Origin of the sequence: Metabacillus schmidteae (assembly GCF_903166545.1) — a bacterium.
Taxonomy (GTDB): Bacteria; Bacillota; Bacilli; order Bacillales; family Bacillaceae; genus Metabacillus; species Metabacillus schmidteae.
Genome location: NZ_CAESCH010000001.1, coordinates 1,290,734 through 1,316,832, shown reverse-complemented (window position 1 = coordinate 1,316,832; position 26,099 = coordinate 1,290,734). Strand labels below are relative to the sequence as shown.

At 33.7% G+C, this 26,099-nt stretch carries 20 protein-coding genes, 1 tRNA gene and 1 pseudogene; 6 read left to right on the top strand and 16 right to left on the bottom strand.

Annotated elements, in window-relative coordinates:
* Window positions 1-8 precede the first annotated feature (8 nt).
* Window positions 9-812 (top strand): sulfite exporter TauE/SafE family protein, encoded by an 804-nt coding sequence (locus tag HWV59_RS06380; RefSeq protein ID WP_102232301.1) that lies wholly within the window; start codon window positions 9-11, stop codon window positions 810-812.
* Window positions 813-1,255: 443 nt separating this feature from the next.
* On the opposite strand, the gene HWV59_RS06375 is transcribed toward HWV59_RS06380, so the two are convergent.
* The 3 genes and pseudogenes from HWV59_RS06375 to HWV59_RS06365 form a co-directional block, all read right to left on the bottom strand.
* Window positions 1,256-1,323 (bottom strand) — tRNA-Val (locus tag HWV59_RS06375).
* Window positions 1,324-1,516: 193 nt separating this feature from the next.
* A pseudogene (locus tag HWV59_RS06370) lies at window positions 1,517-2,151 on the bottom strand (DUF3885 domain-containing protein).
* 920 nt (window positions 2,152-3,071) lie between these two features.
* A complete protein-coding gene (locus HWV59_RS06365; protein WP_175638353.1) occupies window positions 3,072-4,760 on the bottom strand; it encodes a hypothetical protein in 1,689 nt (562 codons plus the stop codon).
* Window positions 4,761-5,020: 260 nt separating this feature from the next.
* Here HWV59_RS06365 and HWV59_RS26985 point away from each other — a divergent pair, with 260 nt between their 5' ends.
* From HWV59_RS26985 to HWV59_RS06350, 4 genes are all read left to right on the top strand, one after another.
* Window positions 5,021-5,248, top strand: coding sequence for a hypothetical protein (locus HWV59_RS26985; RefSeq protein WP_235991668.1), 228 nt, complete (start codon window positions 5,021-5,023; stop codon window positions 5,246-5,248).
* Window positions 5,229-5,738 (top strand): Cthe_2314 family HEPN domain-containing protein, encoded by a 510-nt coding sequence (locus HWV59_RS06360; RefSeq protein WP_235991803.1) that lies wholly within the window; start codon window positions 5,229-5,231, stop codon window positions 5,736-5,738. Before HWV59_RS26985 ends, HWV59_RS06360 begins: the two co-directional genes overlap by 20 nt.
* A gap of 375 nt (window positions 5,739-6,113) precedes the next feature.
* Window positions 6,114-7,088: a ParM/StbA family protein gene (locus HWV59_RS06355; RefSeq protein WP_175638352.1), complete on the top strand. Its 975-nt coding sequence runs from the start codon at window positions 6,114-6,116 to the stop codon at window positions 7,086-7,088.
* Complete coding sequence (locus HWV59_RS06350) at window positions 7,085-7,369, top strand: hypothetical protein (protein WP_175638351.1); 285 nt, start codon at window positions 7,085-7,087, stop codon at window positions 7,367-7,369. Before HWV59_RS06355 ends, HWV59_RS06350 begins: the two co-directional genes overlap by 4 nt.
* 54 nt (window positions 7,370-7,423) lie before the next feature.
* Here HWV59_RS06350 and brxL read toward each other — a convergent pair whose 3' ends face one another.
* From brxL to HWV59_RS06305, 9 genes are all read right to left on the bottom strand, one after another.
* On the bottom strand, window positions 7,424-9,469 hold the full coding sequence (gene brxL, locus HWV59_RS06345) for a protease Lon-related BREX system protein BrxL (RefSeq protein ID WP_407941617.1): 2,046 nt from the start codon (window positions 9,467-9,469) through the stop codon (window positions 7,424-7,426).
* Between the two features lie 29 nt (window positions 9,470-9,498).
* Window positions 9,499-12,060: a BREX-1 system phosphatase PglZ type A gene (gene pglZ / locus HWV59_RS06340; RefSeq protein ID WP_328824206.1), complete on the bottom strand. Its 2,562-nt coding sequence runs from the start codon at window positions 12,058-12,060 to the stop codon at window positions 9,499-9,501.
* A 69-nt stretch (window positions 12,061-12,129) separates the two neighbouring features.
* A complete protein-coding gene (pglX, locus tag HWV59_RS06335; RefSeq protein WP_175638348.1) occupies window positions 12,130-15,660 on the bottom strand; it encodes a BREX-1 system adenine-specific DNA-methyltransferase PglX in 3,531 nt (1,176 codons plus the stop codon).
* Window positions 15,661-15,675: 15 nt separating this feature from the next.
* Window positions 15,676-19,257, bottom strand: coding sequence for a BREX system P-loop protein BrxC (gene brxC, locus HWV59_RS06330; protein ID WP_175638347.1), 3,582 nt, complete (start codon window positions 19,255-19,257; stop codon window positions 15,676-15,678).
* 19 nt (window positions 19,258-19,276) lie between these two features.
* Window positions 19,277-19,843: a DUF1788 domain-containing protein gene (locus HWV59_RS06325; protein WP_175638346.1), complete on the bottom strand. Its 567-nt coding sequence runs from the start codon at window positions 19,841-19,843 to the stop codon at window positions 19,277-19,279.
* A 13-nt stretch (window positions 19,844-19,856) separates the two neighbouring features.
* Window positions 19,857-20,453 carry a DUF1819 family protein gene (locus HWV59_RS06320; RefSeq protein WP_175638345.1) on the bottom strand — a complete coding sequence of 199 codons (597 nt, stop codon included), beginning with the start codon at window positions 20,451-20,453 and terminating at the stop codon, window positions 19,857-19,859.
* Between the two features lie 26 nt (window positions 20,454-20,479).
* The gene (locus HWV59_RS06315; protein WP_175638344.1) at window positions 20,480-20,731 is read right to left on the bottom strand and encodes a TIGR04540 family protein; all 252 of its coding nucleotides are present in this window, start codon (window positions 20,729-20,731) and stop codon (window positions 20,480-20,482) included.
* 134 nt (window positions 20,732-20,865) lie between these two features.
* Entirely contained in the window at window positions 20,866-21,867 is a 1,002-nt protein-coding gene (locus HWV59_RS06310) for a hypothetical protein (protein ID WP_175638343.1), read from the bottom strand.
* Between the two features lie 62 nt (window positions 21,868-21,929).
* Window positions 21,930-22,373, bottom strand: coding sequence for a helix-turn-helix domain-containing protein (locus HWV59_RS06305; RefSeq protein WP_175638342.1), 444 nt, complete (start codon window positions 22,371-22,373; stop codon window positions 21,930-21,932).
* A 472-nt stretch (window positions 22,374-22,845) separates the two neighbouring features.
* On the opposite strand from HWV59_RS06305, the gene HWV59_RS06300 reads away from it, so the two are divergent.
* Window positions 22,846-23,343 carry a Holliday junction resolvase RecU gene (locus tag HWV59_RS06300; RefSeq protein ID WP_175638341.1) on the top strand — a complete coding sequence of 166 codons (498 nt, stop codon included), beginning with the start codon at window positions 22,846-22,848 and terminating at the stop codon, window positions 23,341-23,343.
* Window positions 23,344-23,350: 7 nt separating this feature from the next.
* Here HWV59_RS06300 and HWV59_RS06295 read toward each other — a convergent pair whose 3' ends face one another.
* The 4 genes from HWV59_RS06295 to HWV59_RS06280 form a co-directional block, all read right to left on the bottom strand.
* A complete protein-coding gene (locus tag HWV59_RS06295; RefSeq protein ID WP_175638340.1) occupies window positions 23,351-24,328 on the bottom strand; it encodes a PD-(D/E)XK nuclease family protein in 978 nt (325 codons plus the stop codon).
* 429 nt (window positions 24,329-24,757) lie between these two features.
* On the bottom strand, window positions 24,758-24,934 hold the full coding sequence (locus tag HWV59_RS06290; protein WP_175638339.1) for a hypothetical protein: 177 nt from the start codon (window positions 24,932-24,934) through the stop codon (window positions 24,758-24,760).
* 173 nt (window positions 24,935-25,107) lie between these two features.
* Entirely contained in the window at window positions 25,108-25,497 is a 390-nt protein-coding gene (locus HWV59_RS06285; protein WP_175638338.1) for a DUF2442 domain-containing protein, read from the bottom strand.
* Window positions 25,498-25,568: 71 nt separating this feature from the next.
* Window positions 25,569-25,826, bottom strand: coding sequence for a hypothetical protein (locus HWV59_RS06280; protein WP_175638337.1), 258 nt, complete (start codon window positions 25,824-25,826; stop codon window positions 25,569-25,571).
* Between the last annotated feature and the right edge of the window lie 273 nt (window positions 25,827-26,099).

The following is a 26,099-nucleotide window of genomic DNA, read 5'->3' as shown; positions in this document are numbered from 1 at the left end:
GTTCAAAAATGGAATACATCTTATTATTAGTTGGAGGACTTCTGGCTGGTACAATTGGAAGCCTTGTCGGATTAGGTGGAGGAATAGTTATCGTTCCTCTATTAATAGGACTTGGTGCTATATCGTTCATTGATGTAACGCCACAAATAACAGTAGGCACCTCTATGATTACTGTTTTCATTACAGGTCTGTCATCTACGCTTGCTTATATGAAACAAAAACAAGTTGATTATAAAAGCAGTCTTTATCTTTTTATTGGTAGTGGACCAGGAAGTATATTGGGATCATGGTTCAATCGTTATTTCAATGATGATTCCTTTTCTTTATATTTTGGTTTTTTTATTATTCTTGTTGCTATTCTGCTTATGGTAAAAAACAAGATCAAGCCTATAGGACAACAAAACAAATCAACTGTCACTCGTACCATAATTACCCCTGAAGGAAAACAAATTACCTATGGAATTAATTTGGCATTAGCAATACCAATTGCATGTTTGGTTGGATTTTTATCTGGCTTATTTGGAATAGGTGGTGGATCATTACTTGTACCGGCAATGATTATACTTTTTTCTTTCCCACCACACATAGCAATCGCAAGTTCAATGATGATTGTGTTCCTTTCTGCCATACTTAGTTCAATCACACACATATCATTGGGAAATGTTAATTGGTTGTTTGTCTTATTTCTATTACCTGGGGCATGGTTTGGTGGAAAGTTAGGAGCTTATCTTAATACAAGGTTAAGTAGCAATGTTCTAGTCATGATCCTTCGTGTAGTGTTAATTATTGTTGGAATTCGTATGATATTTTAATTTGTAAAACATTTAATTACACAAAGTTTTTGTGAAAGAGGTATATCTGCTGCATTTATCAATTCTTTTGGAACATTATTTGCAAGTCTTCATTTACGAGTGTGTTTAATTCTAAGTATCAACTACTCGGTAATGCCCTAAGCTAACAAAAGTGAATTAATCCATAATAGCCAACCAATTCACTAATGAGTTGGTTGGCTATTGAGTATACACTTATCCAAGTGCCTCTCTCAGCAGATTTTTGGACAGCATGTAACACAGCTTGATTTTTCACTCCATCTTCAAAATTAGTTACAAAGACAAACTGCAAATAAGTTAGAACAAGATTTTTTTAGAGACAATGTGCAATTTTCTTTCTTGAAGGGCTAGAGTGGCAGTTTATGTTTAAAAATAAGAAAAGCTTCAGTCCCTTAATAAAAAGGAACTGAAGCTTCTCACTCTGATGATCCGAGAGGGATTCGAACCCCCGACCCCTACCCTGTCAAGGTAGGACACCGACTCCGATCTAATCGGAAATGGGAGGATACCCCCCTATTATTCCGCTACTTTTCTTCTCAACTTCCGAGATTGTCAGATGTTTTCGGATTGATTCTGATAGAGTTTCACCCCGAAATCACCCCGAACACCCCAAACTCATGACGCTCCATAAACATTGATAAAACGAAGAAACACTTTATAAATGGTGTTATCCTTATAGTTAATATTCAATTAAATACCTTTTCAATTTCAGGTCGGTCATAATCTAAAATCCAGTCATTGTATCTTTTATAAATACCTCTTATGGTTTCCGTTAGAGTTGCCAATAAATCACAACCCTTGTCATCGTAAACATGAGAGATGGTTACTTTGTTGATATTTATAAAATAGACTCTGTTAAAAAAACATGGTTTTACTCCCAAATCCTGATTACAAATTGCTTTTAACATGGGAATGTATTTAAAATCGGATGTCTTACATTTTAGCATAAATCTATGTGTTCTATTTAATCCTTCTTCGTCATCTTCTGTAAAAATATTGTGCATTACTTTAGGGTTTAATTTATACAGTAATGATTTCTCACCATAGGGAGAAAAGTTTTTAAATTTACGTTTTATGTTTTTTCCTTTGTCGTAATCATTTACATCAACCACGAAAATAATATCATCCTGTTGGAGAATGAATGGACTCGAACAAAGTAATTGCCCTCTTATAACATCCTTGTAAATATGGACTGAAGCAATCATCTTCCCTTTGCCACTCTATCCCTAATTCAAACCGTAAACAATATTTAATTGTAGAACAAAGATAGTTTATGATCTAAATTAGGAAATTTTTCTTGAATACATTCTTTTAACTGCACCTCAACACCTCGCAGTCAACTTTTATTGCTCTTAATGTTTGAATGTAATACATGGCTTTAACACACTTTCCATACTGTTTGATGCGGGTAACGCTATTATCCTTTAATGTTGTATTTGCTGTTCGATTGAGAAGGTAAATGCGTCAAAAAAAGATTTATTCCTTAAAAGTTGTATAATTGATTTCCTTTTATAAAGAAAAATTTATGAATGATACAACTTGTGTAACTCAATTTAATAAAGCCTTTAGTAAGCATATTTATATCTAATCGGTTTATGTAAAAATCAGTATTATTATATTTTCTGAAACATCAATTGTGGATTCTATTAGGCAGACTAATAAGATAATTTGAAGCTACTAAACTAAGCATTGGAATTTTTTATTGTACACTCTTAAAGGGATTTCCCCGTATTAATTTGGAAAAATTAAATTTAATCAAAAATTTCATGTTGAAATAATAAAGTTTTTTGAGTTTTCCAGAGGTTGGAATTTGAAAAACCAAAAAAGAAGCATACTTCCAATGTTGATAATTATTTATATTAAATTCTGGTATTCTGTACAAGAAATCATTTGAAACAACAAATAAACTTTATTGCTTAGAACCATAATCCGTAGTTTGAGACCATATACCTATGTAGTTCATTTCTTTAATGCCATATTATCGTAGTTAAATTGGGAGAATCCCTACAATTTACTATAACATTTATAATCTAACATTACAGTATTTGTTATTCATTTATGTCATTCGCTTAAAAGGAATTACATCACCTGCAACTATTTTTCATTTAACCGAACAACAGATACAACAATACTTTAAATTTGAGCAACTGGAAAGACAGCTACTATTTGCATTAAAATAGAAAAGTCAACAGATTGATTTCTGCTGACTTCATGAGGACTAACTTAAAGATGAATGTGGATTTAACTTCCTGTAAGGATAATTTTCTGACCTGAATTTTTGCATTCGTGGGTATCGAGAAATGTTTGAATTGCATCTAAAATCCTTGAAAAGTTGCTTTTGTCCGTAACACCTATTAAATCTCTAATCTCCTTTTTACGTAAGAAGGAAACACCATTACTCTTAGCATCCAATATGATCTTTTTTGCATCTTCAATTTGGTGTTCCAATACCGTAACTCTTTTTGAAGAGTTTTGCTTCTTTTTGTTTACGCTCAACTTATTCTTTTTATACTGAATACCAGGCAATTGTGTAAGTACCATATCAACTGCATCTTGATTGGTAGTAAATACATACATATTCGAAATACGTGTATTATCTCGATTCACCCTTTTAATGGCTTGATAAATTTCTCCTGCAATCACAGACTTTCTGATGTTTTCTACGATATCATGTTTGAAGATATCAACATCACCAACATGACCGCCATCATTTTTACTGTTATAAAAATAAGACAAAGCGTAAGACAAATAATCAAAATTTGGTGTCTTTAACACTACTACATTGTCGAAATCCCTATAGGTGTTTACTCCAATGATATTTCCAAAGTAATCAATCCGTATTAAATCCTTCAACATCACCTTTGCTTCATTTTCCTCTACTCCATTTAAAATCAAATAGTTGATGATTTTTCCTTCTAAGTTAAGTTGGTTATCTTGATCCGTAATAAATAAGGTTTTACCATTTTTTTCAGGATGAATTATATCAAGAGCTTTTTCAGGAAGGTTGATTTGTTTGGACAATCCCTTTTTACTTGTATTTACTTCATAGTGGTGAAAAATAGAATGGCTGTATTCGAAGAATTTAGGTTGCTTTTCTACTTGGAATTTTTTCGAGAGGGTATAACGATAATCAAATCCATTTGCATCAAGAATGATGTTACTTTTCAAAAGTTTGAATTGTACTTGGCTATTGAAGGTGTGAAAAGATCGTTCATAAAAAAAACAACCGTTTGTGAGGATTTGCAAAACCTTCAATAGTAGAGTACCATCCCTTCCATCACTGACTGTTTTTAAAATCTCAGGCATGTCTATCTTTAATTTTTCCAACCCACATTCTCTAAAATCAATGAATAACATTTCATTCTTTTTATCGATTTCTTGTTGAACTGAACAATATGCCAACTTTTCTCTTAGAGAAAATGCAAGGTTTTCAAGCAAATCATTTTGATATTTATAATTCATCATCCATAAATATCCAATATCATTTTCTGATAGAGTGACTTTTTCTAAAAGATCTGGATACTCGTCAATAATTAATATGTCCCGACCTTCAATAAGTTCCTTATGATTTCCTCTACAAATTTGATTATACATCCTATGTGAGATGATAAGAACCTGGGCTTCCTTTGCCAGAATTCTACGCTCTGCTTTCTTTGAATCCTCACCTGTGAAACCAACGGCAACCTTTCTTCCTGAATGCTTGTTTATCAATGCTACTGAATTATTTAGTTCATCATCTCTTATAAATCGTTGAACATACAGGACTCGATAAGGGGATTCCTTAGTCATTTCACCAACAAAACGGAATGTGTTTCTGCTTTTTCCTGTACCCGCCTCGTAATCAAAGACATGAAAGCGATCCTTTTCCCATTTCTGTTTATTTATTATCCGCTCTCGTAATTCGTTGAAATAGTTTAGCATTTCAGTCACTCTTTACTTCCTCCTTATTAAATTAGTTTTTACACACTTATGATAAGAGGAAGTATAGAAACTAAAAATGCCTTATTGGTTCTACCTTGTTCGAGGTTTATGATTACAGGCAAAAGAATGTACCACTTCCGCCATGGTTTTTACCAGTGATTACAATGGTATTTACCAAAATGGTGTACATAACAACATTGGGAAATCAGGGAGGCTTTTCATTGAAATAAACTGGTTTACTTATTTATTATTAAAGTGGAGGTGGATTCATGGATATACATATTAACCCTTTCGAAGACATTACGGAGGTTGACCTTAGAGAAACTACAAAAGAAAGTCCTTTGAAAGACTTTGAACTTCCAAAAGGTATGTTCAAAAAAGAAGAAGATCATTTATTAAACTTAGATAGTTGGGACACACAACATTGGGAAACAATTTTAGAAAATAGATTGCTATCAGTAGACCGAAATTTTGGTTATGCTATGTATTACTATTAAGTCACCAGGTAAACAAGGACAATCGGTTCAATATTACCCTCACTTTGAGGAAAAACATTACAGTAACTTTTATAACTTCACTTATTTTGTGGACGTGTTCTTTTTACAATCTTCTACCGTATATGAAACTATTGGTCATTTGTTGTTTAAACTGTTTGACTTTGAAAGCAATGAAGACAATCCAAGAGACCAAATAAGTTTCAATAATGCAATTTTTAAACTCAAAGAAATAAACCGTCCTCTATACAAAGACTTAAATAAAGTAAAATACTCTGATGACTTTCAATTTGGAGTACGCATGAGGAACGACATTGCACACAATCACCCACCATACCGCATAGATTCTGGAATCTCTAAGTCAGAAGGATTAATCGCTTTTGGTGTGGGTGAATACACAACTACAAATGAAATTAAAAAGGTAATGATTGGTCTTTTAAGAAGTATCAAAGCAACTTTTAAAGTGCTTGAAAAACACCTACGATTAAAATAAAGGAGCCAGTTATGGTTCCTTTATACTTTGTTATGATGATTTCCTTCATGTTCCTCTTAATACCAGACATTCAATCCTGTCCTCATTGACTCCAAAATTCAAAACAACTATAACATCTTCCATTCAAAATCTATGCTTTTTAAATCTTAATCATCGCATAGATTTGAAATGGTACACTTTTTGTCGTTTAGTGGTAAAACTATGTCAAGGATAGTACATTGGCTTTAATCTATTTAATGCTACATTTATGAATTTTCATCATTTTATGAAGTAGTTCTACAAAATAATTTATGAAATGTCTTATATCTATGAAACTATTGCATAAGATAAATTATCAACTCTATCAAAATAATAACAGAAAGGAGAATTGACAAAATGAAAGAAGAAATATTAATAGCCTGCGATGTTGGCCGACACACAAGTAAAGCACTGATGAATTACGATGGAAAGACATTCATTTCCATGTTTCGCACAAAAATACAGGAGGTAGATCGCTTAGGAATAGAGGTTCAACCAGGCTCCTATCATATAAAATATGAAGGAAGGGAATACCTCATAGGAGACATGGTGAGCGAAGAATATAGTAGTTTCGACCTCGATAAAACTTCTCTTACTCAAAAAGTAGCAGTTTACACCTGTATCACAGACCTTCTTCAAAAAGCAAAACTAAATCCCCAAAATGTAATTCTTCGATTAGCTTGCAATATTCCCATCAATATGTACAAGGATGCAAACTTAAAACAGAGGTATAAGGAGTTTATTGAAAATAATGGGAGCAGTATATTGTTTTCAGTTAATCAAAAGACGATTTTATTTGCCCTAACGGATGTTACCATCGCTTTTGAAGGTATGGGAGTAGTTTTTAAACAAATGGATAATCACAAAAATCAATTAACGATTTCTATTGATATTGGAGGCTTAAATACAACTCTCTGCACATTTAACGGTATCCAACCAAATTTCGATAGCATGAGTGTAAGTAACTTAGGTATAAACGTACTGAAAGGTAAAATAGGTAAGGCCATTAATGAGCGATTTGGAATTGCCGTTTCAGCTAATGACTTAGAACAAATTCTTCACAACGGATTCCTTTCTCACCGTGGAGTTGTGAATGATGATAGTAAACTATTAATTTCAAAGGTTAAGCGAGATTTCTTTTTGAATATCATTCAATTTGCTCAAAGTCGAGGTTATACTTTCAACAATGCGGATATTCATTTTTGTGGAGGTGGTTCATTAACATTACAGGAATTCATAAAAGAGGAATTTCCGAATGCAAAAGTAGTAATCAATCCGCAATTTGCTAATCTCCGTAGTTTCCAAAGTATCTTAGAGGTTAAGTATAAATGACAAAACGGGCAAGGTACACAATCAGTTTCTTGCCTACTGATACTGACCTAATCCAACATTTAGATAAAATAAAAGAACACAAAACAGTCAGCATGTATGTAAGAAGTCTAATAAAAAAAGATCTCTATGACGAACACATAACCCCTGATATTGATAATGTGGTCGAAAAAGTGATACTGAAACTTAAATGTAATAAGGACTTTTCATTATCTCCGCAATCAAACGAAGATGAAATAAAAATTAGTGAGGAACAAAAAAATATCATTGCTACCCTTTTTTAATAATAAAGAGATCGGTACTTCCACCGATCTCTTATAATACATAAAGTTAAAGAATTAACTTACACCCAAAGCCTTAAACACCGCATCAATTGGATCGGCATAGAAAATTGGTTGTACTTTTATAAGCAAATCCGATGGAACGGTTTGAAAGTCTACAACCGATGAAGCAGGGATTAAAACTTTCTTAGCTCCCGCATCCACACAAACCTGTAGGACATTTGCCAGTTCTTCAACCTTTTCAATTGTTCCTCCAACTGTCATGTTCCCCAAAACAACGGTACTTTCTTGCAAAGGCTTTTCTAAAGCCCCCGAACATAATCCAATTAATTCAGCAACGGCTAATTGAGGGGTTAGTCCGATTCCTTGCAAATCAGCAATGTGCATCAGGTAGTCTTTTGTTTTAATCGATATCGTACCACTTATGCTTTTACTGTTTGCAGTAAAATATCGATAAGCTGTATCTAAACTCTCCTTAACTGCTCGGTTAGAACCAACACCTGATTTTTCAAATTTACCTGAACCAGAAACCACTTGATTTTCAAGTTTAAAAACACCTATCATTCCAGATTCACCGACACCTACTGTATAGACGTGTCCTGGTCTACCCATGCCTTCTGGTATAAGTTTACCTCCACCCTGTTCAGGAACGGATACGTGTTCTTCTTGTAGGGTTTCTTTGTCTATGTAAGAGAACATCACATCATAAAATTCCATTCCACCGATTTTCTTTAGTTGTTCTTTTACACGTCTACGACCTTCAAGAGCATATTGGAGAACTTCTTCAACATCCTCTCTTGTATATTCCCCATGAGGATACAATAACTTCATAAGACCTGAGACAGTTTTTCTTACCCCAATGACATCACGTTGGTTTAAATTGTTGCCAAGTTTAAAGAATTGATCAATCGAGTCGCCAAATGATCGCTTTCTCATTTCCCTAAAATACTCGGCTAAATAATCGACGATAAACCCACAGCGATCTGTGAAGAAATCTGGTCGCATTTTTGGGATCTCCCATCCAGGTAGATAATAGTGCATTCGATCAAAGAAAGCCGAATCATTATTCATTCCTTCTGGAAATGGGGCAAATAGATGTGAAGTTTTTATTAAAGAATCAACACTTTGATTGATATTACCAACAAAAACCATAGATGCTGATGCTGTTTTTTCTTCTTTCCCTCTGGCAAAAGATCCACTTGCCATATAATCCTTCATGATTTGAATACCGTCTTTATCCTTAAACTTAATACCTGCCACTTCATCAAATGCTACAACATCCCACATACCTACAAGGCCAACTGTTCTTGAAGACATATTATAAAAAAGATTTGCGACAGTTGTTTGCCCACCTGACACAAGTATAGAGTTTGGAGAGATTTCCTTATAGACATGGCTTTTACCTGTTCCTCTTGGCCCTAACTCACACACATTGTAATTATTTTCTACCAATGGAACAAGACGTAGCAATAAATGCCATTTCACACGATCATTAATTTGAGTAGGTTCCATTCCTGTTGAACGAATTAAAATGTCAATCCACTCTTCTTTTGTAAATTCTTGTCTCCCGTTAATGATTTCGCTTAGATCCATATTTGGCATTTGAATTGGTTTTAGATTACTAATGCTAAATGGACTCATATTCTTCTGTTCTTCATCGTAATAATAGTCCATTTTTAACATACACCAGATGCCCCCAGCTAATAGTTTATCAAACTCTTTAACGTAGCTTGATGAAATTGGAACATCCTTTAATCCTAAGTTTGAGAATTCTGCTTCATAGGTATCCCTTTTAGGGTTTAATCGAACTGTTATCTTGTCAATGATTGAATACTGACCAGTCTCCCGAATTTTACTTTTAATCTTCTCTGCTTCGTCTGGTCTTACAAAATTCTCAGACAGGATTTTCTTAACTCTTGCTACTCCTTCTTGAATGCTTTCATCATCATCAGTGGCCGCATACATTCCTAAAAGGTATTCAAGTACATATACAGGTACATTTGCCCCCTCTTTAATGAGCTTTGTAAGATCTTTTCTTACTACACGACCTGCAAAGACTGAATTCAATTTCTTATCTAATTCAAGCGTATTTACTTCATTCACGTTCTCCAAAGATTTTTCCCTCCCTTATCTTAGAAATCGAAGTCACTGATAATCCCCAAATTAATGTTGAATGGTACTTTTTCCAGAATAACACCTGTCTCAACATCTTTAATTGTTAGATAATAATGTTTGTTTTTATCATATGTCATCGTTTTTAACGCAAAACGTAGCTTAAAGGTGCGTTCTTCTGGATTTTCAGATGTGCGATCACCGATAATTGTTTCTTCATTAGAAATGACACTACCATCTTCATCTGCCATGTAAATCAATACCGTTCTCGGAACAACCTTATCTTCTACTTTTTCAGTTTGGAAAAACGACAAGTGAAATAAACTATTCGTAATTTTTCGTGTTGAACTTGTCATTTTGATATCTACTTTTACAATTTCCTTGCTGTTCGCTTGTCCTCTACGGATGTTTTTGAATTTGATTAATGGGACAACTACTTCTTGAAGGCTTGCACCCCCATGCACAAAATTCACCCCCGAGCCTTGTATTTTGAATCGAATGGTTGCTTTAGGAACGTAGACATTTAGTTGGTTCTTATTTTGAATGACGGAATCCAAATTAATATTAAGAATGCCATCCATCCCTCGTTTTTCTTTCGACAACATGTATCTTCTTTTCACTTCAATTGTATGAATATCCTCTTTATCGATCTTATCACTTTCAACTAAAGCATCTCTTTGATATACAAATCCATGATCAGCCGTAATCAATATATTTGTTCCTGAAAGATCATCACGAATAATCTTAGTTAATGTAGATATTTCATCGATTGCTCGTTCAACCGCATCAAACGTATAGATTTCAGTAGAGGATTTGTCACCCATCGCATCAATGGTATCGTGATAAATGTAAATGAGTTTTTTCCCTTTAAAATACTCTCTTCTGCCCGCTTTGTTCATTGCCAACATTTCTTGTGCATGGATCGCTACACTATCTATAACAGTAGATTCAATAATATCCTTACGATTTTCAATCCCGCTTGAAGACTTCCCATCAACTAATACTCTTGCATTTTCATCAAAATCAATCATCTTATGTGGTAACAAAGAAGCCATGCCAAGTTTCGTAACAGACGGCACAACACTAAGGACTGGTTCTATTTCACAAGCACCTAATGTTCCTGCATTCAGCTTATCAGCTATTTCCACCCCGACCTCATAGCGTAATGCATCCGAAATAATGACAAAGATCCGTTCTCCCTTATACACTTTTGAAGCAACATATTGCTTATAAAAATCTTGTTGATTCGTAATGCCTGGAAGAACCCAATTTTCTTTCATATCTGATTCTACTGCCATAGACCAATGTGAGCTTAAATCTCCCATATACCAATTTGTATATAGATTTTCCACCATTACTTTTAACTTTTTCAGGATTTCACTGTTAGGGTCTTGGTCAAAAGCAACGTAAAATTTGCGATAATATGTATCCATTACATAATATTCATTAACATAATTCTTCCACATATCAATAGCAGATGCGTTTGGGATTCCTGCATTGTATTTCTTATTAAATTCATACATTTTTACTGTATAGAATAAAGCATCATAGATAATCTCGAAATTCTCATAAAAATGCTTCACTCTTCTTAAATTAATGAGCTTGGTATATTCCTCATAGTCTTCATGGGATGCTTCAAGGCTGTTCGCAATAAAGATGATGATTGCTTTATCGAAATATGGGAACGTATCTGCATTCTTAAACGACTCAATTTGTAATTGACGAACGATTTCATCCAATTGTATCTCTCGTTCTACGATTTCAGCTAACTCATTGTAAATTGTGTAATCAACCTTATGATGCATCCAATGATCGATAAAGACTAAGTTATTCGACTTGTTTCTTTCAGCGATAAAACCCTTCACATTTGATAGCAACGATTCTTCAATTGAATGACTGAGCGTTGTGACAGTTAAATGAATGAATAAAGTTTTCAAAGAACGATTTTCTCTATCGTAGCCATACAAATTCAAAACATACTTCCAGTACACATTTAAGTCAAAATATTTCTCCATTGAAGCAATGTATTTATTTTCTTCCTCTGAAAGACTTTCCTTCAAGGTCGTTTTTAGTACCTCTTCAAAATCAGGTGTTTTTAAGTTACATAAAACACTCATAATCCCAATTTCAATTGTCTCTTCCGTATAAGATTGGATGTTATAGGATTTAAACTTTTGAGTGTGCTTCTTATTGAAAAATTTTTCGTATTTTTTTACAACAGCTCGTAATGATATATCAATTCCTAAGTCATCTAACATCAAGGAAATCTTGTCTGCATAAAACGCCTTTGAATAGTAAACCGTATCAATAAGCCAATTTTCTTCTACACTTAATTCGTCATTAGTATAAACAAGATAATGAGAGGTGGTATCCTCCTCTTCAAGAAGATATTTTGTGTAGAAATTATTCTGCTCTGTTAATTGATGAACCTTTATATTATCAATAGAGATGTGGTTAATTTCTTCTACAAACTCTCTATCCTTATCAACCCAGAAAATAATCTTTCTTTGTTCACCATCATTAAGCGGTTCATTGAACGTTGCAGTTAATGTGGAAATTACCTGATCTAAATTCAAGTCCACTCACCCCTTTACAATAAACTCCATAAAACAAGGATACACCAGCCATAACTGATATATCCTCATGACTGCTTAAATTTTTGCTACAAGTCCCTTAAACTTCTCATGATTTTCCAAAACACCATCATCCAAATTTATTTCGATTTGCATATCAGCCATATGGTGTAGTAGTTCATCGTACTCTTTTATTTCTTCAATCTTCTTGTCCAAAACCTTCAATTCTTTCTTGGCGTTACTAATTTCTTTAGTTGTAGAATCACCTTCAATAACATTCAATAAATTTTTCCTTTCTACATCCAACCGAACTTGAAATTCATGCAAATAATCCGTTCTAATTCTTGACAAAGTTGTTTTATCATACCGATGAATATAAACTAAGCAATTAAATGCTTTTTGCTTACCAGAAGTAAACAGCCAATAAATAGGGGCTTTCCTACCTCTTGTACTATAGAGATTGGTATGATCAGAAAAGAAATCATTTAAAAAGTAACGACCAATAGTTTCTTTGGCAATTTCACCTTTTTTTCTACCGATTGTATCTGCAATAAAATCAAGATTTTTTATTAATGAATCTTCACCAAATGTAACCTTAACAAACTCGATAAATCTTGTAACAATGTCATCATCAATATATGTACCAGGAAGGATAGGTAGTATATTGTCGGTTTCAACAGGAAATGTTTCATAAAATAAAGGATTAAATTCTTTACCTGCACAGACTATTCCTTGTTTATCTAATGAATATCTTCCAAACATACATCCAACAGCATATGACATAAATAATTTTATATCATATTGTAATTCTGCTACATACACACTTACATCTCTATCTTCAACATGAGGTGTAAATTCACTTCTAAGTTTATAAATTTCAATAATATAACCATTTAATTCCTCTTCGTTTTTCTTCATAGTATCAAATTTCTGTTTAGTCTCAATATACCATTCTTTCCACGCATCATTAATTAATGAATTGTTTTTAGAATAACGAACTAAAGGATTTTCTTTAAAGTCCCATGAGGTTTCCTTTGAATCCCAATCGCTTTTGGAAATATTTATATTTTCACTTACAAGGTCATTAATTCTTTCTTTTACCTCTGTGCTATTTGGGAAAATAACGGGCAAATTAGCAATATTACCCACCTGAAAATTCATAGTCGGATTTTGTACTTTCATTAACTCAAATGTTAATTTTGAGCATAAGAACCCCATAAGATAATTCAAGTTTTCCTCATCAACAAAAAGAGACGATCCTCCAACATCAAATATAAAACCTGGCGTTGAATATCTTACCCCAAATCTTGTAGAACTAATGAATGACCAAGTTATACCTTCTTTAAAGAAGTAGTCAGGATTTCTTACAACCGCTCTGCTAAAGTCTTTAATTTCTTGCCCATCATTAAACCAATTTACTGTCCATTCATTATTCCCAAACCACTTTCTAAATTCTCCGCCCTTATTATAAGGAAACCATCGTTTACCACTTTCTTTTGCTTGACTTTTATTTTGGTAGCCTCTTCCAAAGTTATCCCAATCGATTTCATACCATAATCTTAAAAATCTACCATTATCAGCAGTAGCTATTCCTTGTCTTGGTGTTGCAATTTCGCTTAATAACGTACTATTTCTAAAAGTTTCACGGATGTTATCAGATATCCAATACGCAATTGGATTGCTTGGAATATCCTTATAGCTCTTATTTTCTGTTGTATATCTGTATTTTGCTTCTTTATTCTGTACAGCTTCTAACAGCTTTTGAGGTTGGAGCTCAACGCCAACAAAATCGGAAAGTCTTACAAATTCTCCTGGAATGTCCACATAATAATTTCGTAATGTAAAAGTGCAAACAGGAATGGCCGCTGTTTCAAATGAATTATACTCTAATTGCACTAATGAGCTTATTGAATTATTGTTAATTAATGACGTTCTCAAATTTTCATATGTTTTAATAAACATCCAAACAAAAGGAGTAACGAGGCCAATCTGCCCCTTTTTTGAACATGTAATTGTTATATACTCCATGAAAGCAGAAAATAAGTCAGATTTCGAATTAGGATATTCATTTTGTAAATACTCCCCTAATTCTTTTGTCATATATTTAGCTCCCATATAAGGAGGATTGGTGATTACAATATCATATTGTTTTAACATTATTTCAGATTGCTTTATCAGCTGTGGCAATAATCTTAATGCCTTTTTCCTTGACTCTTCTTCAAACAGGTTTGTTGCAGGATTATCTTGAATTCTATTATAAATGCTATATAATAAGTCCCCATCATATTCTTTAATCTTAATTAGAGAACCGAATGTCTTAGCATTGAAGAATGTTTTTATGAAAAATTTTACACTTTCAAAATTGTCTCCATTATTTTCTCCTACGATATAAGTAATGTCTTCATCGTTTAGTGAATTAGTTTCCTGTAGAGAAGCTAAGTTTAGCTTCAACCCATCTCTTTCAATGCTTCTAAAAAATCTACTATTATACTTTAATGCCTTCATTACAACCGAAAAACTTGCAAGCTGATATGCTCGATCATCTATATCTAATCCGTAGAGATTGTTTTCTATTATTAACCTTGGGATTTCTCGTTCCATGTAGCCACATTTACTGTAAATTTCATACAAAACATCGAACAAATAAACAAGAATATGCCCACTCCCCATTGCTGGATCAAAACATTTAATGTCCTCTACTTTTAATTCTTTATTAATGTAAGGAGCAAGTTTCTCCTCAAAATCTGGTTCTCGGTTACGGTTTTCAAGATAGAATTCCCAATCATCTATTAGCTCTCGATGTTCAGGATGCGACTCCATCCAATAACGCCCTAACGAATTCTGTACCATATAACGGACTATCCAATCAGGGGTGAATAACTGTGTTGCAAAAGGTATTTCTTCTGTTTTATATTTCTTTTTAGCTTGAATTACTCGATCTTTCTCTTCAGCTATGTAATATTGATACAACCAGCCAATGACCTCTACCTTTTGCCAATTATCCTCTGGAATAAAATCAATATCAGTCATTAGACGGACAAATGAATCTTTTGCTAACAATCCTTCTGGGAAAAGAATTTCTGTATAATCATCAATCATTTCAAACATAAATGGTAGAAAACGATTCAGGTCGTTACAATGCTTTATAATTAAATACTTGAACAATTCTTCTGTTTCATTGTTTAATTTCAAATTATAGATACGTTCTTTATCCAATTCGACTTCTAAATCCAATTCTAATGCCTCATTTAGCATGTCTGGATCAGCACTGTTTGGATTTGAAGATGACAACACTCTTACACCTGTTGAAAGATAATCGTTTACTTCCATGAAACGTAATGCTGTGAAACGGTTAAACCAAGTATAAGCAACTTCCTCCATTACTTGTTTGAACCCCATTTGATTAATACGTGCAATCAGTTTGTCTCGTTGAATTTTTTCTTCTTTTGAAAGCCGACTGCCATCGATAAAGATGGCATCAGAGCTTTCCACATCCGCTTTTTTGATTGTTTCTTCTGTAATTCCAATCTTCATTGCCTTTGCTTCAACTTTTTTCAAAAGCTCTTTTCTGGCACTTGTCGCAAAGGTCTTCAATGCTGATTTATTCATTCCGACATCTCCCGACTAATCAATAAACTCGATTTCTTTATTAGATTTAATAATCTGCTTTAACTTATTTGATAAGGTATTGATGTACTGTTCTACATCTTCTTCTGAACGTAATTCTCTCACGACAATTAATTCGGATGCTTTTATCTTTTGCTTTTGTACCGTAGCAACTTGTCCACCGTTATCTGAGGTTTCCCCTCCATCTATTACAATTGGTGGTTTTTTTGCATTTCGATTTTGCCATTCTTGAATTTCTTGATTGATGGCTCGTTCATATTTTTCCTTAAAACTGGCACTTTGAGAAATAGTTGCATCTACCTTGTAGATATCAACAAACCCTTCTATTTGGCTTAGCAATTCAGGATAGTATTGTTCAATTCGCTTCTTCGTATCATCGGAAACACCATATTGCTTTGCTTTTAAAGCAATGTAATCATAGTCAACTTTTATTTTTTCCTTAGCATTTTCTTTTTTCTCTGTTAGTACATGATCAATTTGTTTATAAATAGACTTGATTATCTCTGGAATATCTTTAATTTTCCCATACGGAATTGAATCATTTAAGATATTTTTTAATTGTGTTGCATACTGATCAGCAACTTGCTCAATAAGATAAGTTTTATTTTCTTCGTATGTGTTAAGTGCTGTAAGTCCTTTATCAAAAATATCTTTTTGATCGCCACTAAAGAAATTCCTTAAATAAGTCATATCCTCTTCCCAATAGCTAAGATCTTTTTGTAACCCTTTGATCTTTGCAAAGAAAGAAGCATTATCTAACCCTTTATGAAACTCACTAAAATATTCTAATCCTTTATTAAGTAAACTCATACCAGGATACTTTCTACCCTCATAACGAGCCTTGTAAGCATTAATTTCTGCCTCTTGCTTTTCAATAAGGGAACGAATTTCCTTCACTAATCCGTCTTCATCATCTGGTAAGTCTGTTTTATTAAAGACTTCTTTACTCACTTTCTTGGCTGTTTTAATAAGTGTTTCATCGACTTTTTTACGTTTTAGAATAATCCCTTTATCAGCTTCATTTGGTTTCGTCAATATGGTTATTATTCTACTCGAATCCACCTCTGGCTCCAAATACTCGGAATTATAGCGAATCCGAATTTTTTGATCCTTTAACAGTTCAGCAATCATTCTTTGAATATCCAGCTCTCTCCATCCATAAGGCTTATCGTGGAAACGATCTAAAATCATTTTGACTCGAATTTGCTTTTGAATTGAATCTTGAAGTGTAATAAAATCTGAAATTTCTTTGATGGCTAATTCATTTGGTACTTGCTTTATTTCTGTACTAAAGGACATTTGCTCTTCTTTTGAGTTTAATACCGCAAGAAGTTCTCTTTCAGTTCCCAAATAATCCTTTACGTATCCTAATTTCGTATATACATTATCAACTAAAGAGTGTAGAGCAGTATTTATTTTTTCTCTTACTGTTGAGCCTTTAATTGCAATATTATCTCCGTTTATGAAGAATTGACCACTTTTAATCGCATCTTCTAACAATTCACGTACTCTTCGTCTTCTTTCCCGAACTTCTGCTTGTTTATTGTTTAAGATGTTCTGAATGCTTTCAGGAAGCTGTGTGATGTTCTTTTTCTTACGATACTCCTCAATTCTTAGAATCTCTTCCATTTCTTCTATATAGAATTCATTTCCACCAAGTTTAATGATACATTCACCAGTACCTGACGACATCATCATTAATTCCTGTTCAGATTTCCCATAATGATCTGATAATGGCGAGAGTATAGTAATACCTACACTTGATGTTTGATTACCATGATTCTTTTCATCCATTTTTTGATTGTAAGAAAACGAATATTCAGGTGAATAACGGTATTTTTTCTCGTCATAAAGGTCTTGGAAAATATAGTTAGCAAGTTCTCTTTTAATTACATCATCGTCTACATTAATTGTTTTAATTTCTCGGTTGATATCTTGTTCATCGTCTGTTAAGAAGATAAAGAATTCGCCATTTTTCTGAACAAGTGTTTGTGCAATGAGTTTTCTTAAAGCGACTTTAATTTTTTCTTTCAACTCTAATTTATCTTCATCAATATTTGTGACCATAAGGGTTGCAATATTATCAAGATTGGCAGGAAGCTCTTTGATGTATTTAATCATAAATAATACTTTCAAGAGGTTTATATTAAATTCATTATCTTTTAGAGCAGGGTTTTCATATGCTCCCTCGATTACCCTTGAAATAGTTGGATTGAGAAATTCCTTAATTGTATCGTAAAATGCGTAGAAAGGAACCAACACGCCCTCCTCTTCATCCTTAAAACGTAACCCCGCTTCTTTAAATGCAGATAACATCGAACGTTCACCCTCGGATAAGTGTTTGCCAGATGAACCATGTCTTCTTACTTGCTCAAAAACATTTTGCAGAAGTTTAAATTGATATGGAATAAATGGGTAAACGTCTGCAAATTCTTGTTCATTATCATATCCTCTCAAATCTGCTGTACTTTCTTTAAAACTGATTAAGTTCTTTAAAATTGCACTTTTCTCTGGATATATCAATTTGAGCTTATCGTTAGCAAAGTCTTTCTTTAGTAAGATACGTTTCTTGATTACTTCATCAACAGATATGGATGAAAGAGAAAGCCTTGTATCAAAGCGGCCCTGAATGCGTGAGAAGTCATCTCCCTTTACCTTAACAAGGCTATCAATGCTCTCTTGGGAAGTAACCATAATCCATACCTTCCCTTTCGCATGAGTTCCTAAGTCCTCTGCAAGCGTTTGAAGGTTTAGCATAAGGTTTCGACTATCACCAATGTACTGCCCGATTTCATCGACTAAAAATACAAGGTGGAATTTCCCCCCTTTTCGTTCAATATATTCATTTACATCTTTTGCAAACTTCTCAATGCTGATTTCAAAATTATTCACGCCTTTTTCGAACCAGTTTCGAGCTGATTCTTCGGACATATCCGTAACCTTTGTTAAGGCTCCTATTACGTAGTCAGCGTCAAAATAAAACGTGTTACGGCGATCCACCCATTCCTCACCTGAAAGTGCCTTAAATTCCGCTTTAAATTGCTCATAGACACCTTTTTGATCCAAGTATTTTTCCATTTCTGCAACCCCAGGAATATCTCCAAAGTACCCTCTATGTTCATAGAAAACCTTCATAAAAACACGAAGAATTGCATCCTCTTTCGATTTGCTATCCATCCCAGCTTTCGAATCAATGTTAAATAAAATTACTTCGGTCTCAACATCTGCTGTCCGATTCATATTTGCTAAAATAAGTGGATCTTGTATCTTATCTTGAAAGAAATCAATTGCTTGTTTGTCTTTTACTTTTTTATTTTCAAGTAGATAGGCAAGGATTTTCAGAAAGTGCGATTTACCTGAACCGAAGAATCCTGAAATCCAGACTCCCATTTTATCCGTTACTCCGTCTATGCCCTTCTGATAATTCTCATAAAACTTCGATAAATGCTTGTTCAATTCCCTTGTAACGACATATTCATCAAGCTCTTGATAAATATTGTCCTCATCTGTCTGAGCAACTTTAATAACGCCTCTTATATCTCTTTCAATGTCTTTCTGAAACATATCCTTAATGATCATCTGTATGTCCCCCTTTTATCTAATCCACTAACGGAAATGCTCGGTAATAGTTGTCATCTTTAAATTTCCCAAATAATTGAAGAGATTGTCCATCATATTGCCCTGGGAAAAACATGATTACAGGTATTTTGTCAATTACCTCTTGAAGATTATTTAATATAGTATGTGATCGAACAAATGGATAAACTTTACCCACACCTGTGATAAAAACAACATTGTGATCACCCAATTGTTCCTTAATCTTTCTCAAAAAGATGTCGGGTTTAGCAAAGGTAGTTAATGCTTTAAATAGTGCATCTTTCCCCTGCCTCTCCTCTACTTTGAAAACTTGATCAAAAATCCGTTTTTCCCTTGCAATCTCTATTAACATTTTGTATAAGTCGAACTCAATAATTTTGCGATCAGATCCTTCGTAACTGAATTCCTTTTTTATATGATTCACATAATCACGAACAATTAGTTCTTCATTCGGTTCATAGTCAAAAATATAAAAGCTAATCTCATTTCCAAGCCCTCTACCTTGGATAAACTTTTCCTCTTTAATTTTTGGAATAATCTTATCAAGTCTTCGATTAATGTTAGCCATATTTATATTCCTTTCACTCTCCAATTGCTCTTAAATAAGCAGAATCTCCGATGTAGGTTAAATGACGTTTGATATCTTCCTCTAATAGCACTCTGCTTAATTCACCTGTTTTTTTGTCCCGTAATAGTCCCGCCTCAAACAGCAACTTCATATAAACTTGTTTCAATTTATTTATGGTTTGTTCAGTCCATTTCGCCATTTTTTCGTCTTGCTCAGCTTTTGTAACAAAGAAAACGTTCAAATCCTTCTTTTCAAGTAGGTAATTACCCTCTTCCAGCTTTTCTCGGATAACTTCATCCATAAATTCAAAGAACAGTCGATCCGTCTTCATAATGGCATATAGGTTTATAATCTTTCCTACATCTAATGGGCCGCTTAAAACCCACTCTTGTAGCTGATCATCTAACACAATTGCTCGTCTTATCACAGAAGGTACGCTTCGTTTTAGACTGGATGTAAACTTGTACTCAAAAGCATTTTCTTCAATTACCTGTTTTTTAATCTCAACATCCGACAAACCTTGCTTTTTGAGCTTCAAGACTTGCTTTAGTTCGTACAGCAAAAAGGAAGCTCCTGTGAGTGTGGCACTATATTCTAATTCTTTAGTCATACATTTAATCCCTCCCTTCTCGGTAACTATGACCTAATTTCAGCACCGCCTCTTATAATTCTTTCTATTACTTCAAGCCTTCTTTTTCCGCACTGTTGTTTTAGGACTGTAGTAAACTTCCCTTCTTTAAGCATTTTATTTGGATTATTTATGTACACGTCATGGACGCACTTGATAAGGGAATCTTCATTTATTTCATCATTCCAATAAGCATCTACAATTTCATTCAGAGACACTGCAAGCTCTCTTTGTGTCTTGTAAAAAAGTTTAACTTGCAAAAAAGACCACCTCAAATAATGTCTTTATCAAATATTATTCTATTCTTATTTTATTCTTACTCATTGGCGATTGCAAAGAAATCTGTAAAAAAATAGAGAGTGCAGTTATCCTACACTCTCAGCTATTTTGATATTTAAGTTTCCAACAATCCTTCCTTATGTTGCTCCCACATTTCATCTCGCATAGGCTTACCAAAATAGAAGGTGTAATTAGATAAATAGAAGATATACTTGTCCATCAAATTTACTAACTGATCAACCTTTTCAAATTTGTGTTCGAATTGTTTCACGAACGTAACTATTCTCATATTCAAATCATCACACTCGACTTTATTTCTGATCTTATCCTCTAAGATATTTTTTCGTTTTGCCACCTCTTGGTAAAGGTCTTCTGTCTGATTTGCAAACTGACAACTTACATAAGACTCATGGTTTCGATTAGAATAGACCAGTTCAAAATCACAACAAGTCCGACCAGCCCCATACCTCAATTTATTTGAATCAATCGTTCGTTTCTCTCTAAAAATATTTGGGTATTTCACTCTGCTTCGCAATTCTTTTATGATATAGGCGTTGGTTCTTTGTCGATCTGTTATTCGTTCGAACTTGTATTCGCTTTTCTCGCTAATACTTTCACAAATGCTGACGTATTTATCAAATATGTCATTGTAAGTGTCTACGATATTTAACTGTTTAAGGTTGTCCATGACATGTAAGATATGCATGTTTTCCAGTTTTTCAAGAAACGGTAGCACGCTCGAATTAACTTCTACTGCATAGAACTCAATAGTCTTATCCTTTAGCTCACGAATAATATTTGCAATCTTATTGAGAATGCCCGCAGAAAATCCTTTTGCTCCCCAAATGACAATACTATTATGAGGAGCTTTTTCAATAATATCTCTTATCGATTTTAAGTGCCGATCATCTTCATAGGCAAAGTTAATTTGATTTTCTATGAATAAAGTCTTGCCTGAATTTGACTGTCCAAAAATGTCTATCTTCTTAGCGTGAAAATAATATTCCCATTTTAACCACTCTACCTTCTCTGAGATAATATCTTCAATTGCCTCTTTATTTAACAATGTAATATATAAGTTCAGATAATTTTCTCTATCACCTTTTGAAATCCCCATCTTATCTGCTCCTTTTAGAAAAAAATAGAGAGGAAACATTTTACTTCCTCTCAGGTACTTTACTAAGCATTTAATTCCTGTTTCAGTTCATCTACAGCTTCTGTAATTTCGTAGATGTCTGCAATAAAGGTATCTCTTTGCCAAACGACATCGTTGATAACATCAATCAAATTTAATAGCTGTTCAACCACTTCTGAACTTACTGTTTTAACTCCATCCAATGTAAATTCGCAAGAAAATAATAATTGCTCCAATGGAACTACTCCACCATTAGTTTTATTTGAACCTACCTCTAAAAGATCAGTAGGTTCAACTGACAAAGCAGAAGCCAGCTTTTCAATTACAGGATAGCTCGGACAAAGGCGTCCATTATTTTCCAAACGGTTTACGTAGCTTTCGCTTATCCCCGTCATTTCTCTGATTTGTCTCAGGCTTAATCCTTGCTTAGTTCTAAGATACTTTAACATTCTTCCGAAATTCTTATTAATCACTCTTACCTCTTTCATACCTTACCTTCTCCCCACGTTTTTTCACTACTACTGTGAAAATCCTTTTTTAATTTAAAATCCTTATATCATAAGCAGATGAATGTAAAAGATAACTTCCAAGGAATATATTTTTAATAGAGTTACCCAGAAAACATGATTAACAGTAGCAATAACCTCCCCTACTCCGTTACCCCTCATAACTTTTAAAATCATCTCTACATAGGCTGTAAGGGCTTGCCTTATGCTTCTCTCTATTGCTTATATGTACAGCTTGCCTCCTACTCGTAAATCTTCCACTCACTTATTTCATCATCGTCTCGATACGGATTATCTATAAGCTCTTCGATTTGCTCGTAAGGCGACCAACCCATTCGACCCAGCTCCTCTCAAATTCTAATAAGATAGAAATACGAAAAATTCTTTTGTATTATCAAACTTTCCCGTCTGCATATAACATAAAAATCCAAACAGAAAGGAGTGTAGTAGTTCAATGATTATTTACGAACAACAAGGCAAAGGCAAAACCAAAAACAAAACAGCTCATGGCAAAATATTCGAGCTGGAATTTCTAAATAGTTTCCAAGGTAACAACATCTTTTTTCAACGAGTCAAAGACGATACCCTTAGATATAAAAATGTGCAAAATTTCTGTGACTTCATCTGCTTTTCCTATCCTCACCTTTATCTCCTGGAACTCAAAACCACAAAACAAAAATCTCTTCCCTTTAGCAATATAAGTCACTTCCAAATCGATTCTCTTTTTCATTACAGTCAATATGAAGGCATAAAAGCAGGCCTCGTAATCAATTTTCGATCACACGATTATCAAACATTTTTACTGCCCGCAGAAATAGCATATCCCTACTACAACAACGCAGACCGCAGAAGTTTTCCTTTAGAATGGGTGCAAGACAATGGCATCTTCCTACCTTCCACATTGGCTCGTACTCGTTACCGTTTTGATATCAGTCCGCTACTGAATTTCTAACAGTCTATTATCCTTTATGGCATATTTCTCGAAAGTTACACCAGGAGCAAGCCTTCTCATTCGGAGCCTCTGGGAGTAACAATACATCCTCAGCTCTTTCCAATTTCTCACTCATTATAAAATCCGAGATAAGTCCCGCACTATTTACTATTAGTTCTTTAACTCGATCTATGTCGTCTTTTGTAATCGGGTATTTCACTGCTCCCGCCAATTCTTTATTAGGATAAAGGTACTCGTTAGCCACTGTAATTTGGTTTATATCAAAATTAAATACATGAGCGTAATACAAGGCATAGATGCATAATTGATAATAGTCGTCCATAGAGTGATTGCCTGATTTCCAATCAATTATTGTTTTACCTTTCTGGTTATGGTCATAGACCAAATCAATAACAAATTTCACTTGAACATTATCTATGTTCATGGATCGGTTCCGTTCAGCATGATCAAACTGCACCTCTTCTCCATACATAATTTCTTCCAAAGTGGAACTGGAACAGAAAGAGTTTGTGCAGGCGACCATCTTTTCTCTAATTTTTTCAGCTCGATCAGCAGGCAGTTCATTACTGTAGTAGATTTCCTGTAACATTGCCCCTTGCACGCCATTTCCCTGTTTCCATACCTCTCTGTAGCTTTTAGAGTCTATAAATGCTTGGTTTAACTCACATCTAATATTCTTATAGATACGCTCAGCATCGGGCTGGATACCTTCTCGGAACCACTCCTTTACAGCTTGATAGACCTGATTATGTATTGAAATACCGAAAAGCATATCAAGATTCTTCATTTGATTCAGCTGTGTAACTTTTCTCTCAAATGATGTGGAATCTTTACGCATGCCCAACGGTGCAATTACATCGGTAAAGACTAATCCACGTTTACAATTCAAGAATCGCTTATGTTTCGAATAAGACCAAGATTGAACTACTTTATCTTTAATTGCATTTATTGGCGACCCCTCTTGGCTTATTGTTATGTTTTGCACCAAAATTCCCACCCTTCCAAATAAATGATTCAGACTTTTTAATAGAGTTTTCTAAGTAAATGTATTAAAAAAATAAAAGCACTGCCCACGGAGGAACAGTGCTGAATTTTAAATATGAAATTGTCCATTTCTTACATGAAATGACTGTTTTCATTTGTATTCCCCCAAAAATTTGAATAATTTATATTTTCATAACACAGAAAAAAATGTTCGTAAATACCGATCAGAACAGCAATTTAGTTTCCACAAGTAATTAAATATAAGGATTGTTATCATACAAACAACGGTATATTAACACATTTTTAAATAGTTTTGAGATACTTCCTAACTATATAAGACCTAAGTTACAACTACTCATTATCTAATGATTAGTGATTAATAATCTAATTAAAGCATTTTATTTTTAGGGGAATAGACTGATTAATCACTCTACCTTCTATTATCAACCTCTATGCATTTATCAAGGTCGGCTTCATATTCAACCCAGCAACCAACGCAACGTGTTTTCCCTTGATAAATTGTATAATCACCAATCTGAACCCCACATTCTTCACACGTTTTATTCTCTGTTTGTGCGTAAAATCCGCAATGTAATTTGTCTTCCACCATGTTCACTCCTTTTTTTCAGTAGCCATTCCTTTGAACGGGATTAGAGTGCAAAAGTAGATAATGATTATCTACTCTCAAAAACTGGTAAGCATGATACTGAATTTGAAATTGCTACTCAGTTTTGATGAAAAGAACGATTGACAACTTTTACTTTGATTATTTATTTGCTGTCATAATCCCCTAAGTAGCTTTATTAGCGATTTATTTTGCTTTGAAATCTCAGATTCATGATCGTCTGGTAATCTTGTAACCTTTCTTGGTTTTGGTATTTCCCTCGCCCTTTTACCCCCTACAGGATTTTTATTCATTAGTTCATCCAGAGAAATACTGCTTTTATATAAAATTTCAGGATCGAAGTCAACCTCATTTGCCCACCTTATAGTTCCTGTAACATCGTCTAATTTTGCCGTAATAAATACGTCTACATCATTGATTATATCTTTCACTGTTCCTTCTTCGTTCTGTAGAAACTCCCGCATATCTAAAAGTCGATAATCGCCATTTTCAAATTCCATTATAAACTTGAAGGTTTTAGTCAGGTAAAACGATAAAATCCTCATGCATTCCTTCCCCCTATTGATTAAGATGCTATTCTTCACAATCAAAACTAATCAAGACTCCTAACTACTTATCATAACAATAATCTCTTAGCATGCATTTTAAGCAATTTGAAGTCTTCATCTAACTTTTCTTTTGAATAAATACCTTGTTCCAACGCCTGCTTCCATAAATCACTTCTCTCCCAAAACAACCTTACTTGTTCCTTAAAATCTGGAATCGTCATATCTTTATATGTTTTACCGCTTTCAATAAATTCTGATAATTCCTTCAACGCATTTTCATAGTTCTCTTTTAATTGCTTCAATTTGATTTCATTATTTGAATTCAATACATCGCCTCCATTTCTTCAAACATAAATTCGTATCAATAACCTTGTTTTTCAATTATCCTTGTCAACAACCAAAACTAATGGTGAATTATTAATAGCAAAATATTCAATCAGTTTAATCACCTAACAAAACCAGAAATATCTACTATTTTCTTCTGTATATTAAATCAATGACTCTATCTATTTCAGATATTACTTTTGATAATCCCCAATTCGTCACTTTTGTTCTCGGAAGTTTGGGATTCCTTTTATTCCCCCTTTTTATTCCTGCTT